Consider the following 13,896-nt stretch of genomic DNA (forward strand, 5'->3'; position numbering starts at 1 on the left):
CAGAATGGATCCGCACGGGGACCCCGCCGGTGCCGCCCCGCGTGGATATCCTGACCGGGGCGCCGCCGATCTTCACGACGCCCGAGACGCCGACCACCCGGGAGCGCCAGTGCCGACCGAGCCGACCACGCGCCGCCGGGTCGCGTTCATCTTCCCCATCTACAACGAGGAAGCGAACATCGACCTGCTGCACCGCACGGTCGACGAGGTCACCGCGCCCCTGGGCGAGCGGTACGAGTTCAGCTTCGTCTACGTCGACGACGGCAGCCGGGACGCCTCCCTGGAGCGGCTCACCGAGCTGGGCGCGCGCGACCCGCGGGTCACGGTCGTGGAGCTGTCCCGCAACTTCGGGCACCAGATGGCCGTCACCGCGGGGCTCGACCTGGTCGACGCCGACGCCGCGATCATCATGGACAGCGATCTGCAGGACCCGCCGCGGGTGGCGCTCGAGCTGCTGGAGAAGTGGGAAGAGGGCTACGAGGTCGTCTACGCGCAGCGCCGGTCGCGCCGCGATTCGCCGTTCAAGCGGTTCACCGCGAGCGCGTTCTACTGGTTCCTGCAGAAGATGGCCGCGGTCGAGATCCCGAAGAACACCGGCGACTTCCGGCTGGTCGACCGCAAGGTCGTCGACGAGCTGCGCAAGTACCGCGAGCGCGACCGGTTCCTGCGCGGCCTGGTCAGCTACGTCGGGTTCAGGCAGACGGCGGTGCTGTTCGACCGCGACCGGCGCCACGCGGGCGTCACCGGCTACCCGCTGACGAAGATGATGCGCTTCGCCGCCGACGGCATCCTCGGGTTCTCGACCACGCCGCTGCGGATGATCACGCGCATGGGGTACCTGATCTCGCTGCTGAGCTTCCTCGGCGTGCTCTACGTGATCGGTGTGAAGCTGTTCGCGCCGCAGACCGCGGTGCCCGGCTGGGCGTTCATCACCATCGCGATGTTCTTCCTCGGCGGCATCCAGATCATCATGCTCGGCGTGCTCGGCAGCTACATCGGCCGCACGTACTCGCAGGTGCAGAACCGGCCGCTGTACACGGTCGCGTCGGTGCGCACCGGTGCCGGCGAGCGGAGCGCCGCGCGATGAGGCTCGTCACGGCCACGCAGCTGCGCTTCGGGATCGTCGGCGTCGGCAACACGCTCGTCGACGCGCTCGGCTACGCGATCCTGGCGTCGGCGGGCGTTCCGACATTCGTCGCCAATTTCCTTTCGACGACGGCCGGCATGCTGCTTTCGTTCACGTTGAACCGGAACTTCACGTTCCGCGCGAAGGACGGCGACATCCGCCGTCAGGCGCTGCTTTTCTTCGCCGTCACGGCGTTCGGGTTGTGGGTGGTGCAGTTCGGGGTCATCACCCTGGTCAGCGCCCTGTTCCCGGGGGTGGGCCTGCTGGTGCCGAAGGGCGCGGCGATCGTCGTCGGGCTGTTCTGGAATTACCTGCTCTACCACTACGTCGTGTTCCGCCACCGGCCCGTTTCGCCGGTTCCCGGTGCACCGCCCGCCGACTCGGCGTGATCTCGTACGCTGGCCGCGTGCGACCCCGTGAACTGCGTTTCGGCCTGGGCGTCTTCGTCCTTTCCCTGGGCGTGCTGCTGATCCGGTTCCTCGTGCCACGACCGGTCGGGATGGCCGACAACGGCGACGGGTGGCGCCTGCTGTGCGACCTCGGCGGCCGGCACCCGGAGCTCGCGTCCGAGTACTACGTGCACTTCAGCTACGGGCCCGGGTCGGCGTGCCGGAGCGACTACATCTCGAGCCAGGCGTGGCTCGACTGGCTCGCGAGCAAGCTGGGGAAGGTGCTCGGCTCGCCGGCGGAGCTCAACCTGCTGGTGCTGGGCGCGATCACGTGCGTGCTGGTCGCGGCCGGCGTCGCGGCGACGGTCCTCGGCCTGGACCTGAGCCGCCGCAACCGCGTCATCGCGGCGGTGCTCCTGCTGCTCGTGATGGCCGACTCGGCGTTCTTCGGCTACTTCGCGTCGGTGCTGAGCGAAGGCGCCGGGTTCGTCGGAATGCTGCTGACGGCGGGCGGCCTGCTGCTGATGAGCCGCACCGGCGCGTGGCGCCACTGGGGTGCGGCGCTGACCGTCGTGGGCGCGCTCATCGGCATCAACGCGAAGTCGCAGACGCTGCTGCTGATCCCGCTGTTCGTGCTGGCGCTGGCCCTGGTCCGCCCGCTGGGCGCACGCGGCCGGGCGCGGTGGCTGCTGCCGCTGGGTGTGCTGGTGGTCGTCGGCGCGGGCACGGCGGCGGTGCAGGCCCACGGCGACCCGGCCAACGCGGAGTACCGCGAGGCGAACATGTTCCACGTCGTGTTCGACAGCATCGTCGACGGAAAGCACGACACGGACGCCGACCTGACGGCCCTGGGCCTGCCCCCGAGCGCGAAGAAGTTCATCGGCAAGGGCTGGTGGGAGGTGAGCCCGTGGACGGACGCGGACTACACCGGCTTCCGGGACAAGATCAGCCGCCGCAACGTCCTGCAGTACTACGCCTCGCACCCGGCGCGCACGCTGCAGATCCTCCAGCAGGGCGCGGTCGACACCCTGACGGCGCGGCCGTCGCGCCTGGGCAGCTTCGCGGAGTCGGAGGGGCTGCCGCGGATGGCCAAGGAGTACCGGGTGCCGGTGTTCTCCGGGCTGTCGGCCCTGGCGGCCCCGCTGGGGCTGTTCGCGCTGGTGCCGTTCTGGCTGCTGATCGGCTGGGCGGGGGTCCGCGCGTTCCGCCGCCACCGGCGCGAGTACGGGATCGTGGTGTTCTTCCTGCTGCTGTTCGCGGTGGGCCAGTTCGGGTTGTCCGCGCTGGGCGAGGGCGTCGAGGGCGTGAAGCACCAGCTGCTGACGCTGTTCCCGACGGTCCTGGCTTGCGTTTTCGCGGTGCTGAGCTTCTTCCCGCGGCCGGCTCGGCCCGTTCCGGAGGAAGACGAGCCGGAACCGGTCACGGAAGTCTTCGACGCGTTCCGCGAGCCGGAGTCACCCGCGGTCCACTGAGCCGCGGCTCAGCCCGCCGAGGCGGCCAGCCGCTCTTCTCGGTCCGCCGTCGCCAGTGCGTCCAGGACGCCGTCCAGGTCGCCGTCCAGGACCTGGTCCAGGTTGTACGCCTTGTAGTTGACGCGGTGGTCCGAAATCCGGTTCTCCGGGAAGTTGTACGTCCGGATCCGCTCGGAGCGGTCGACCGTGCGGACCTGGGACTTGCGGGCGTCGGACGCCTTGGCCGCCGCCTCCTCCTCCGCGATCGCCTGCAGCCGGGCCTGCAGCACCTGCAGGGCCCGCGCGCGGTTCTGGATCTGGGACTTCTCGTTCTGGCACGACACCACGATGCCCGTCGGCAGGTGCGTGATCCGGACCGCCGAGTCGGTCGTGTTGACGCTCTGGCCGCCCGGGCCCGACGAGCGGAAGACGTCGATGCGCAGGTCGTTCGGGTCGATCTCGACCTCGACCTCCTCCGGCTCCGGGTAGATGAGCACCCCGGACGCCGACGTGTGGATCCGGCCCTGGGACTCCGTCGCCGGCACGCGCTGGACGCGGTGCACGCCGCCCTCGAACTTCAGGCGGGACCAGACGCCGTCGACGACGGCCGACTTCGTCTTGATCGACAGCGTGACGTCCTTGAAGCCGCCCAGGTCGGAGTCCACCGAGTCGAGCACTTCGGCCTTCCAGCCGTGGCGCTCGGCGTAGCGCAGGTACATCCGCAGCAGGTCGCCGGCGAACAGGGCCGACTCCTCGCCGCCCTCGCCGGACTTGATCTCCATCACGACGTCGGAGCCGTCGTACGGGTCGCGCGGCAGCAGCAGCTCGGTGAGCTTCGACTCCAGCTCGGGGATCTTCGCGCTCAGCTCTTCGGCTTCCGCGGCGAACTCCGCGTCCTCCGCGGCCATCTCCCGTGCGGCCGCGAGGTCGTCGCGGGCGGTGTCGAGCTCGTGGACCGCGCGGATCACCGGCGTCAGCTCGGCGTAGCGGCGCCCGAGCTTGCGGGCGCGCACCTGGTCGGCGTGCACCGCGGGGTCCGCCAGCTGCTGCTCCAGCTCGGCGTGCTCGGCGAGCAACCCCTTGAGCGAGCTCGAATCCACCTCTGCCACCTCTCAGCCCGGGTCCGTCCAAAACAACGGCGCCCACCCGCGCGTGCGGGTGGGCGCCGTGGAAAAAGCTACTTGGCGTCGGCCTTCTTCTGGCGCTTGCCGTAGCGAGCCTCGAAGCGCGCGACCCGGCCACCGGTGTCCATGATCTTCTGCTTGCCCGTGTAGAACGGGTGGCAGTTCGAGCAGATCTCGACGTGGATGTTGCCGCTGGTCTTGGTGCTGCGCGTGGTGAAGCTGTTGCCGCAGTCGCAGTTCACGTTCGTGACCACGTACTCGGGGTGAATACCGCTCTTCATGGTGTCCTCTCTCGTTGGCTCCGGGTCCCCAGTCGTTCCGCGGGGTGAACCGGTGCCGGACTTCAGCGGGTAATTCTGCCAGACGGGCAGACGGTCACTGGAACGCACCCCGCTGACCAGCTATTCCCGGTGGTTGAAGCGTCAAGTTTGTACGGATCTTGTACACGGCCGGCGCACCCTGGCGATCCTTCGTGATTATCTCACCGCCAGGAGGAGTAATGCGAAATATCTTCACTGCTTTGGCCGTCGCCGCCACCATCGGCACGGCCGCGGTGGTGGCCGCCCCCGTCGCGACCGCGGTACCCGCCGCGTCGATCCAGGCCGCGGGCGACGGCACCCCGGCCGGCGCGGTCCAGTGGTACAAGAACCACCTGGGCAGCACCGCCTACCAGGGGCTCTGCGAGAAGGCGGCCGAGAACGCCTACGGCACCACCGGCGTCTGGGCCTCGGCGAACGCGCACTGGAACGGCGCGAGCCCGAAGCACACCACCGGCACGCCGCCGGCCGGTTCGTTCGTCTACTGGAACATCAGCGCGTACGGGCACGTCGGCATCGCGGACGGCAACGGCGGCTTCTACGCCTCCAGCGTCGGCGGCGCGATCGGCCACGGCTCCAGCGTGAGCTACTTCAGCAACTACCGCGGCTGGACGCCCGCCGCGGTCCCCCACCAGTAACGCGAAAGGGCCCTCCCGGGCGAACCGGGAGGGCCCTTTCTCGGAACGAGACTCAGTCGTCTTCGCCGCCGCCGAGGGCGGTCTTCGAGACCTGCATGAGGAACTCGACGTTCGTCTTCGTCTTGCGCAACCGCGAGATCAGCAGGTCGATGGCCTGCTGCGAGTCGAGCGCGTGCAGCACCCGGCTCAGCTTCACGGTGACCGCGAGCTCGTCCGGCGAGAGCAGCAGCTCGTCCTTGCGGGTACCCGACGGGTTGACGTCGACGGCCGGGAACACCCGGCGCTCGGCGATCTTCCGGTCCAGCTTGAGCTCCGCGTTACCGGTGCCCTTGAACTCCTCGAAGATGACCGTGTCCATCGTCGACCCGGTCTCCACCATCGCCGTGGCGAAGATGGTCAGCGAGCCGCCGTTCTCGATGTTGCGCGCCGCGCCGAGGAACCGCTTCGGCGGGTACAGCGCGGTCGAGTCGACACCACCGGACAGGATCCGGCCGGACGCCGGGGCCGCCAGGTTGTACGCGCGGCCCAGCCGGGTGATCGAGTCGAGCAGCACGACGACGTCGTGGCCCATCTCGACCAGGCGCTTGGCCCGCTCGATCGACAGCTCCGCGACCGACGTGTGGTCCGACGGCGGCCGGTCGAAGGTCGAGGCGATGACCTCGCCCTTCACCGAGCGCTGCATGTCGGTGACCTCTTCCGGACGCTCGTCGACCAGGACGACCATCAGGTGGCACTCGGGGTTGTTCGTGGAGATCGCGTTCGCGATGTCCTGCATGATCGTGGTCTTGCCGGCCTTCGGCGGCGACACGATCAGGGCGCGCTGCCCCTTGCCGACCGGCATGATCAGGTCGATCACGCGGGTCGTGAGCTTGTGCGACTCGGTCTCGAGGCGCAGCCGCTCGTTCGGGTACAGCGGGGTCAGCTTGGTGAAGTCCGGGCGGCGCTTGGCCTCGTCCGGCTCCAGGCCGTTGATGGAGTCGACACGCACCAGCGGGTTGAACTTCTGCCGCTGCTGCTCGCCCTCGCGCGGCTGGCGCACGACACCGGTGATGGCGTCACCGCGGCGCAGGCCGTACTTGCGGACCAGCGAAAGCGAGACGTACACGTCGTTCGGGCCGGCGAGGTAGCCGGAGGTGCGCACGAACGCGTAGTTGTCGAGCACGTCCAGGATGCCCGCGACGGGCAGCAGGACGTCGTCCTCGCGGATCTCGGTGTCCGGCGAACCGCCGTCGCGCTGGCCGCCACCACTGCCCCGGCGGCGACGGTCGCGGAAGCGACGGCCGCGGCGGCCGCCTTCCTCGTCGTCGTCCTGCTGCTGGGCGCGGTTGTCCTGACCGCCGCCGCGGTTGCCGCCCTGCTGGCGGTTCCCGTCCTGCTGGCGGTTGTCGTTGCGGTTGTTGCCGCCCTGGCCCTGCTGGCGGTCGCGGTTGCCCCCGCCGCTCTGGCCCTGCTGGCGGTCGCCCTGCTGCCGGTCGCCCTGCTGCCGGTCGCCCTGCTGCCGGTCGCCCTGCTGGCGGTCACCGCCCTGGCCGTCGCCGGCGGCGCGGTTCGACCCGCGGCGACGCCGGCCGCGGCCGCCCTCTTCGGGCTGGCCGTCCTGGCCCTGCTGGCCGTCCTGCTTGTCCTGCTGCGGGCGCTCGGCCTGCGGCTGGGTGTCCGCCGGCGCGGCGGCCTCGGCCTTGGGCTCCGGCTTGGTCTCGACCGGGGCGGCGGCCGCCTCGGCCTTGGGCTCGGCCTTCGGGGCCGACGCCTTCACCGGCTCGCCGACGCCCTCGAGGGGCAGCGTTTCGGCGGCCGGGCGCTTGCGCGACTTGCCCTGACGCTCGCGGATCGCGGCGATGAGATCGCCCTTGCGCATGCCCGTCGTCTCGCCGACGCCGAGCTCCCCAGCCAGCGAACGCAGTTCCGCCACGGTCTTCCCGGTCAACCCGCCGACCGTCTTCTTGGGGGCGGGGGTGGTGCCGTTCGACTCCGCGGCGCTGCTACCCACGTCGCTCAAAAGATCGGTGTTGCTCACACATGTCCTTCCTGACCGATCCACGCCTCCAGGCGGATCAGCGGACTGCCGCTCGCTTCTGATCGCGAACCGGCGTAACTGCCCCCCGATACGGGAGATGAGCTCTTCGGCCGTGCGAAACACAGCTGGAGCGCCTCCACCACAGGGGTTTGCGTCCTCCATTCGGAGGACACGGAATTCGGCACCGCCGAGACCGGAAACCCGCCTACGTTCCTCCGCGTTACCCCGCTTGCCAGGCGGTGCGGATTCGGCGGATCAACGAAGGATGCGATCCGGAGACCGGCATCGGGTGCGGAAACGCACGGTGATCGAACGCCCCCGAGGGTAGACCGCGCCGGTGCCGGGTGCAACAACCACCCCCCGCGTGGCGGGACCGGCCGCTGCCACGTGACCCAGCCTTTACTGAGCCGCAACCTGCACACCCGTGAGATCCACGGGCAGCTCGAAGACGTCGAAACCGTCAACGTCCACGCCGGGCGGGAGTATTCCCGTGGTGGTCAGCGCGAGCACCGTGGGACCCGCGCCGGAGACGGCGGCGGCCACGCTGCGTGCACGCAGCGTCGCCACCAGCTCGCCGCTCGCCGGGTACGCGGGGGCCCGGTAGTGCTGGTGCAGGCGGTCTTCGGTGGCCGCGAGCAGCAGCTCCGGCTTCGCGGTCAGCGCGTGCACGGCGAGCGCGGCGCGGCCGGCGTTGTGCGCGGCGTCGGCGTGGGGCACGGTCGCGGGCAGCAGGCCGCGGGTGGTCGCGGTGGCCGAGCGCACCGCGGGGACGGCCACGACCGGCCGGATCGACGCGTGCGGCGCGAGCCGCTCGGCGTGGAACTCGCCGCCTTCGCACCAGGCCACGACGAGCCCGCCGAACAGGCTCGCCGCGGCGTTGTCGGCGTGGCCCTCGAAGCCCGCGGCCAGCTGCAACGCGCCGAACGCGTCGATTTCACGGCCCGCCAGCGCGTACCCGGCGGCGACACCGGACACCACCGCGGCCGCCGACGAACCGAGCCCGCGGGCGTGCGGGATCGCGTTGAAGCAGCGCAGGTGCAGGCCGGGCGGTTCGACGCCGAGGTGCGCGCAGGTCCGCCGGATCGCGCGGACCACGAGGTGCGTCTCGTCCGTCGGGACGTCCGCGACACCGCCCGCGCCCGCGTCGATCACCTCGACCTTGAGGCCGGTGTCGGTGACCCGCACCTCGACGACGTCGTGCAGGGCCAGCGCCATGCCGAAGGCGTCGAAGCCCGGCCCGATGTTCGCCGTCGACGCCGGGACGGTGACCTTGAACGCGGTCTTCACCGCAGGTCCAGCGCCGCCGCGACCGCCGAGGGGTCGACGGCCAGCGGCTCGACCTCGACGTTGCCCGCCAGCGCCGTCTGCGGGTCCTTCAGGCCGTGGCCGGTGACGGTGCACACCACGCGGGACCCGCGCGGCAGCCGGCCGTCGGCGGCCGTGGCCAGCAGGCCGGCCACGCTGGTGGCCGACGCCGGCTCGACGAACACGCCCTCGCGCCCGGCGAGCAGCCGGTACGCCTCGAGGATCTTCTCGTCGGTGACGGCGTCGAAGAGCCCTTCGGACTCGTCCTTCGCCTTCACGGCGGCGGTCCACGACGCCGGGCTGCCGATCCGGATCGCCGTCGCGATCGTGTCCGGGTCGCGCACCGGCTCGCCCAGCACGAGCGGCGCCGCGCCGGCGGCCTGGAAGCCGAACATCCGCGGGGTGTTCTTCACCACACCGTCGGCGGCGTACTCCGAATACCCCGCCCAGTAGGCGGTGATGTTCCCCGCGTTGCCGACCGGCAGGCAGTGGATGTCCGGCGCTTCGCCGAGGACGTCGCACACTTCGAAGGCCGCGGTCTTCTGGCCGGCGATGCGCACCGGGTTCACCGAGTTGACCAGGGTGACCGGGTAGTCGTTCGCGGTCTTGCGGGCCAGCTCGAGGCAGTCGTCGAAGTTGCCGTCGACCTGCAGGATCCGCGCGCCGTGCAGCACGGCCTGGGCGAGCTTGCCCAGCGCGATCTTCCCCTGCGGCACCAGCACGGCGCAGGTGAGGCCCGCGCGGGCGGCGTACGCGGCGGCCGAGGCGGAGGTGTTGCCGGTCGACGCGCAGATCACGGCCTTGAGCCCGCTGGCGAGCGCGTGCGTGATGGCCACGGTCATCCCGCGGTCCTTGAACGAGCCCGTCGGGTTCGCGCCCTCGACCTTGAGGTGGACCTCGCAGCCGGTCAGCTCGGACAGGTGCCGCGCGGGCAGCAGCGGCGTGTTGCCCTCCCCGAGCGTCACGACCTGCGCGCCGTCCGGGACCGGGACGCGGTCCCGGTAGGCCTCGATGAGTCCCGGCCAGGGGTGCCTGATCACTGGTCTTCGCCTTCCACCCGCATGACGCTGACAACTTCGTGGACGACGTCGAGCTTCGCGATCTCGTCCACAGTGGACTGCAGGGCCGCGTCCGGGGCCTGGTGCGTCACGACGACCAGGCTCGCGCGGTCGCCGACGTCGCTCTGCCGCACGGCCGCGATGCTCACGCCGTGCGCGGCGAACGCGTTCGCCACCTGCGCGAGCACCCCGGCGCGGTCGGCGACGGAAAGGCTTACGTGGTACCGGGTCGGCGTCTGGCCCATCGGCCGGACCGGCAGCGCGGCGTGCGCGGATTCGCGCGGGCCGCGGCCGCCGGCGACGCGGTTGCGCGCCACCGCGACGAGGTCGCCGAGCACCGCGCTCGCGGTCGGCGCACCACCCGCGCCCTGGCCGTAGAACATCAGCTCGCCCGCGGCGTCGGCCTCGACGTAGACGGCGTTGAACGCGCCGCCGACGCCCGCGAGCTGGTGGCTGCGCGGGATCATCACCGGGTGCACGCGGGCGGAAACCGACTCGACGCCGTCATCGTCGGCCACCCGCTCGCAGATGGCCAGCAGCTTGACCGTGCGGCCGAGCATGCGGGCCGCGGCGAGGTCGGCGGCCGTGACGTCCGCGATGCCCTCGCGGTGCACGTCCGACGCCGTCACGCGGGTGTGGAAGGCCAGCGACGCCAGGATCGCGGCCTTGGACGCGGCGTCGTAGCCGTCGACGTCGGCGGTCGGGTCGGCCTCGGCGTACCCGAGGCGGCTGGCTTCGTCGAGCGTCTCGGCGTAGCCGGCGCCGGTGGTGTCCATCGCGGACAGGATGTAGTTCGTGGTGCCGTTGACGATGCCCATCACGCGGGTGATGCGGTCCCCGGCGAGGGACTCGCGCAGCGGGCGCAGCAGCGGGATGGCCCCGGCCACCGCGGCCTCGAAGTAGAGGTCGGCGCCCGCGGCGTCGGCCGCCTCGAACAGGTCGGCGGAGTGCTCGGCCAGCAGCGCCTTGTTCGCCGTGACCACGGACTTGCCGGCCTTCAGCGCGGCGAGCAGCCAGCCGCGGACCGGCTCGATGCCGCCGACCAGCTCGACCACCACGTCGACGTCGTCGGACGTGACGAGCTTCTCGGCGTCGGCCGTCAGCAGCTCCGGCGGCAGCTCGGGGTGCTTGTCCGGGCGGCGGACCGCGATGCCGGCCAGCTCGACCGGCGCGCCCGCCCGCGCGGCCAGCTCACCGGCCTGCTCGGTGAGCAGCCGGGCGACCTCGCCGCCGACGGTTCCGCAGCCGAGCAGGGCGACCCTGATGGCCTTCTCCTGTGGGGCAGCCACTGTGTTCAGACCTCCAGGCGCAGCATGTCGTCGGTCGTCTCGCGGCGCAGCAGCAGCCGGGAGCTGCCGTTGCGCACGGCGACCACCGCCGGGCGCGGCTGCCGGTTGTACGTGCTCGCCATCGAGTAGCAGTAGGCGCCGGTCGCCGCGATCGCCAGCAGGTCGCCGGGAGCCAGGGTGTCGGGCAGCCAGCAGTCTCGTACGACGATGTCGCCGGATTCACAGTGTTTTCCCACGACCCGGGACAGCACGGCCGGGACCGGCTGGTCGTTGTCGGCCGCGGAGCGGGACACCAGCCGGACGTCGTAGACCGCGTCGTAGAGCGCGGTGCGGATGTTGTCGCTCATCCCGCCGTCGACGCTGACGTACCGGCGCGCCGACTCGTCGCCGAGCGAGACGTCCTTGATCGTCCCGACCTCGTAGAGCGTGATCGTGCCGGGCCCGGCGATCGCGCGGCCCGGCTCGCCCGCGATGCGCGGCACCGGCAGGCCCGCGTACGCGCACTCCTTGCGGACGATCTCGCGGATCTGCGTGATCATCTGCGCCGGCGGGGGCGGGTTGTCCTTCTCGGTGTAGGCGATGCCGAACCCGCCGCCGAGGTCGACCAGGCTCAGCTGGTCCAGCAGCTCGGGCCCGTGCTCCTTGGCCAGGTCGGCGAGCAGCCCGACGACGCGGCGGGCGGCGACCTCGAAGCCGTCGGCGTCGAAGATCTGCGAGCCGATGTGGCTGTGCAGGCCGACCAGCTTGAGCGAACGCGCGTTGAGCACCCGGCGCACCGCTTCGGCGGCGTCGCCGCTCGCGAGGGAGAAGCCGAACTTCTGGTCCTCGTGCGCGGTCGCGATGAACTCGTGGGTGTGCGCCTCGACGCCGACCGTGACCCGGATCAGCACCGCCTGCACGACGTCGTGGCGCGCGGCGATGTCGGCCAGCCGGGCGATCTCGTAGTAGGAGTCGAGCACGATCGTGCCGACCCCCGCGACGACCGCGGCTTCGAGCTCCGCGGGCGACTTGTTGTTGCCGTGGAAGGTGATCCGCTCGGCCGGGAAGTTCGCGCGCTGCGCCACGGCGAGCTCGCCGCCGCTGCAGACGTCGAGGCTCAGCCCCTGCTCGGCCACCCAGCGGGCGATCTCGATGGAGAGGAACGCCTTCGACGCGTAGTGCACGAGCGTCGGGTCGTCGAACGCCTCGGCGTAGTCCGCGCACCGGGACTTGAAGTCGGCCTCGTCGACCACGAACAGCGGCGTGCCGTGCTTCTCGGCGAGCTCGCGGACGTCGACCCCGGCGATCCGCACGACGCCGTCGGCGGCGCGGAAGGTGTTGCGGGGCCACACCTTCGCGGGCAGCTTGTCGAGCTCTTCGGCCCCCGAGGGCTGGAGCCCGGAGGTGTCGGCGTGGGGGTAGACGTCGGCGTGCCTGGGGCCCGCGGGGTGCGCCATTTCTTACATCCGTTCCGGAGCGGAGACACCGACCAGCGCGAGACCGTTGGCGAGCACCACGCGCGCCGCCTCGCAGAGCGCCACCCGGGCGTGGTTGGCCGGCGTGGCCTCCTCGTCGCCCTTGGGCAGCACGCGGGCCTCGCGGACCGCGTAGAACTTGTGGAGCGCGCCCGCCAGCTCCTCCAGGTAGCGCGCGATCCGGTGCGGCTCCCGCATTTCGGCGGCGCGGCGCACGGTCTCCGGGAACTCGCCGATCGTGCGGATCAGGTCGCCTTCGACCGGCAGCGTCAGCAGGCCCAGGTCGACGTCCCCGGCGGACTTGAGGCCGAGGTCGTCGGCCCCGCGGAGCATCGTGCACAGGCGCGCGTGCGCGTACTGGACGTAGTAGACGGGGTTGTCGTTGGAGTGCTTGCGCAGCAGGTCCAGGTCGACGTCCAAAGTGGAGTCCACCGAGTAGCGGATCAGCTCGTAGCGGGCCGGGTCGACGCCGACGGCCTCGACGAGGTCCTCCATGGTGATCACGGTGCCCGCGCGCTTGGACATCCGCACCGGCTTGCCGTCGCTGACCAGGTTGACCATCTGTCCGATGAGGACCTCGACCGTCGCCGGGTCGTCGCCGAACGCGGCGGCCGCGGCCTTCAGCCGGGCGATGTAGCCGTGGTGGTCCGCGCCGAGCATGTAGATGCACAGGTCGAAGCCGCGGTTGCGCTTGTCCTTGAAGTAGGCCAGGTCACCGGCGATGTAGGCCGGGTTGCCGTCCTGCTTGATGACGACGCGGTCCTTGTCGTCGCCGTACTCCGTCGACTTCAGCCACCAGGCGCCGTCTTCGAAGTAGAGGTTGCCGGAGTCCTTCAGCTCCTGGACGGCGGCGTCGACGGCGCCCGACTCGTGCAGCGAGTTCTCGTGGAAGAAGACGTCGAAGTCGGTGCCGAACTCGTGCAGGCTGTCCTTGATCTCGGTGAACATCAGCTCGATGCCGATCCGGCGGAACGTCTCGTGCCGCTGCTCTTCGGGCAGGGAAAGCGCGCTCGGCTCGGCCTTGATGACCTCGGCGGCGATGTCGTTGATGTAGCCGCCCGCGTAGCCGTCCTCCGGGGCCGGCTCGCCCTTCGCAGCGGCGATCAGGGACCGGACGAAGCGGTCGATCTGGGCGCCGGCGTCGTTGAAGTAGTACTCGCGGGTGACGTCCCCGCCCTGCGCGGCCAGCACCCGGCCCAGCGCGTCGCCGACCGCGGCCCAGCGCGTGCCGCCCAGGTGGATCGGACCGGTCGGGTTCGCCGAGACGAACTCGAGGTTGATCTTCGTGCCGGCCAGCGCGTCCCCGCGGCCGTACGCGGCGCCGGCGTCGAGCACCTGGCGCACGATGTCGCCCTGCGCGGCCGCGGCGAGCCGGAAGTTGAGGAAGCCGGGGCCCGCGACCTCGGCCGAGTCCACGCCGTCGTCCGCCGAGACCGCCTCGGCCAGCGCCTCGGCGAAGTCGCGCGGCTTCAGGCCGGCCTTCTTGGCCACCTGCAGGGCCAGGTTCGTCGCGTAGTCGCCGTGGTCGGGGTTGCGCGGGCGTTCGATGGTCACCTGCTCCGGCAGCACGGCGTCGTCGATGCCGCGTGCGGCGAGCACCTGCACGGCGGAGCTGCGGACCAGGTCGGCGAGAGCGGCGGGAGTCACTCGTCGAATTCTAGGTGTGCCCTGGTGGGGCGCTTTCATCGGTCTCGGCCACGTCACGGCGCGCATCCCCGTGAGGTGTTA

Annotated in this window: 12 protein-coding genes; 4 read left to right on the plus strand and 8 right to left on the minus strand. The window is 71.2% G+C overall.

Translation table 11 applies throughout. The features are described from left to right. The first annotated feature begins 109 nt into the window (after window positions 1–109). The 3 genes from ACYVLJ_RS00650 to wsfD are packed head-to-tail and all read left to right on the plus strand — an operon-like array spanning window position 110 to window position 2,987. Window positions 110–1,087, plus strand: coding sequence for a glycosyltransferase family 2 protein (locus ACYVLJ_RS00650; protein WP_460437398.1), 978 nt, complete (start codon window positions 110–112; stop codon window positions 1,085–1,087). Continuing rightward, complete coding sequence (locus tag ACYVLJ_RS00655) at window positions 1,084–1,515, plus strand: GtrA family protein (RefSeq protein ID WP_460437399.1); 432 nt, start codon at window positions 1,084–1,086, stop codon at window positions 1,513–1,515. The genes ACYVLJ_RS00650 and ACYVLJ_RS00655 overlap by 4 nt, the downstream gene beginning before the upstream one ends. 17 nt (window positions 1,516–1,532) lie before the next feature. Continuing rightward, window positions 1,533–2,987, plus strand: coding sequence for a glycan biosynthesis hexose transferase WsfD (gene wsfD / locus ACYVLJ_RS00660; protein WP_451967772.1), 1,455 nt, complete (start codon window positions 1,533–1,535; stop codon window positions 2,985–2,987). An 8-nt stretch (window positions 2,988–2,995) separates the two neighbouring features. Here the strand turns inward: wsfD and prfA are convergent, their stop codons facing one another. Together prfA and rpmE are read right to left on the minus strand one after the other, a co-directional pair. Continuing rightward, a complete protein-coding gene (prfA, locus tag ACYVLJ_RS00665; protein ID WP_460437400.1) occupies window positions 2,996–4,066 on the minus strand; it encodes a peptide chain release factor 1 in 1,071 nt (356 codons plus the stop codon). A 77-nt stretch (window positions 4,067–4,143) separates the two neighbouring features. After that, window positions 4,144–4,371 carry a 50S ribosomal protein L31 gene (rpmE, locus tag ACYVLJ_RS00670; RefSeq protein WP_003102730.1) on the minus strand — a complete coding sequence of 76 codons (228 nt, stop codon included), beginning with the start codon at window positions 4,369–4,371 and terminating at the stop codon, window positions 4,144–4,146. A gap of 218 nt (window positions 4,372–4,589) precedes the next feature. On the opposite strand from rpmE, the gene ACYVLJ_RS00675 reads away from it, so the two are divergent. Next, a complete protein-coding gene (locus ACYVLJ_RS00675) occupies window positions 4,590–5,045 on the plus strand; it encodes a CHAP domain-containing protein (protein ID WP_460437401.1) in 456 nt (151 codons plus the stop codon). 52 nt (window positions 5,046–5,097) lie between these two features. On the opposite strand, the gene rho is transcribed toward ACYVLJ_RS00675, so the two are convergent. From rho to argS, 6 genes are all read right to left on the minus strand, one after another. Continuing rightward, window positions 5,098–7,062, minus strand: a complete 1,965-nt coding sequence (gene rho / locus ACYVLJ_RS00680; RefSeq protein WP_460437402.1) for a transcription termination factor Rho — start codon at window positions 7,060–7,062, stop codon at window positions 5,098–5,100. Between the two features lie 399 nt (window positions 7,063–7,461). Then, the gene (thrB, locus tag ACYVLJ_RS00685; RefSeq protein ID WP_451967780.1) at window positions 7,462–8,349 is read right to left on the minus strand and encodes a homoserine kinase; all 888 of its coding nucleotides are present in this window, start codon (window positions 8,347–8,349) and stop codon (window positions 7,462–7,464) included. Next, window positions 8,346–9,407, minus strand: a complete 1,062-nt coding sequence (gene thrC, locus ACYVLJ_RS00690) for a threonine synthase (protein WP_460437403.1) — start codon at window positions 9,405–9,407, stop codon at window positions 8,346–8,348. Before thrC ends, thrB begins: the two co-directional genes overlap by 4 nt. After that, a complete protein-coding gene (locus tag ACYVLJ_RS00695) occupies window positions 9,404–10,714 on the minus strand; it encodes a homoserine dehydrogenase (protein ID WP_451967784.1) in 1,311 nt (436 codons plus the stop codon). The genes thrC and ACYVLJ_RS00695 overlap by 4 nt, the downstream gene beginning before the upstream one ends. A gap of 5 nt (window positions 10,715–10,719) precedes the next feature. Then, a complete protein-coding gene (gene lysA, locus ACYVLJ_RS00700) occupies window positions 10,720–12,150 on the minus strand; it encodes a diaminopimelate decarboxylase (protein ID WP_451967786.1) in 1,431 nt (476 codons plus the stop codon). Between the two features lie 3 nt (window positions 12,151–12,153). Continuing rightward, complete coding sequence (gene argS / locus ACYVLJ_RS00705) at window positions 12,154–13,815, minus strand: arginine--tRNA ligase (protein WP_460437404.1); 1,662 nt, start codon at window positions 13,813–13,815, stop codon at window positions 12,154–12,156. Window positions 13,816–13,896: the final 81 nt, after the last annotated feature.

It is taken from the genome of Amycolatopsis stemonae, from assembly GCF_054781455.1.

Bases quoted from the DNA above. Each gene is read 5' to 3' on its own strand.
- rpmE (WP_003102730.1), bottom strand. From the start codon at position 4,371: ATGAAGAGCGGTATTCACCCCGAGTACGTGGTCACGAACGTGAACTGC.
- ACYVLJ_RS00675 (WP_460437401.1), top strand. From the start codon at position 4,590: ATGCGAAATATCTTCACTGCTTTGGCCGTCGCCGCCACCATCGGCACG.
- lysA (WP_451967786.1), bottom strand. From the start codon at position 12,150: ATGGCGCACCCCGCGGGCCCCAGGCACGCCGACGTCTACCCCCACGCC.
- ACYVLJ_RS00655 (WP_460437399.1), top strand. From the start codon at position 1,084: ATGAGGCTCGTCACGGCCACGCAGCTGCGCTTCGGGATCGTCGGCGTC.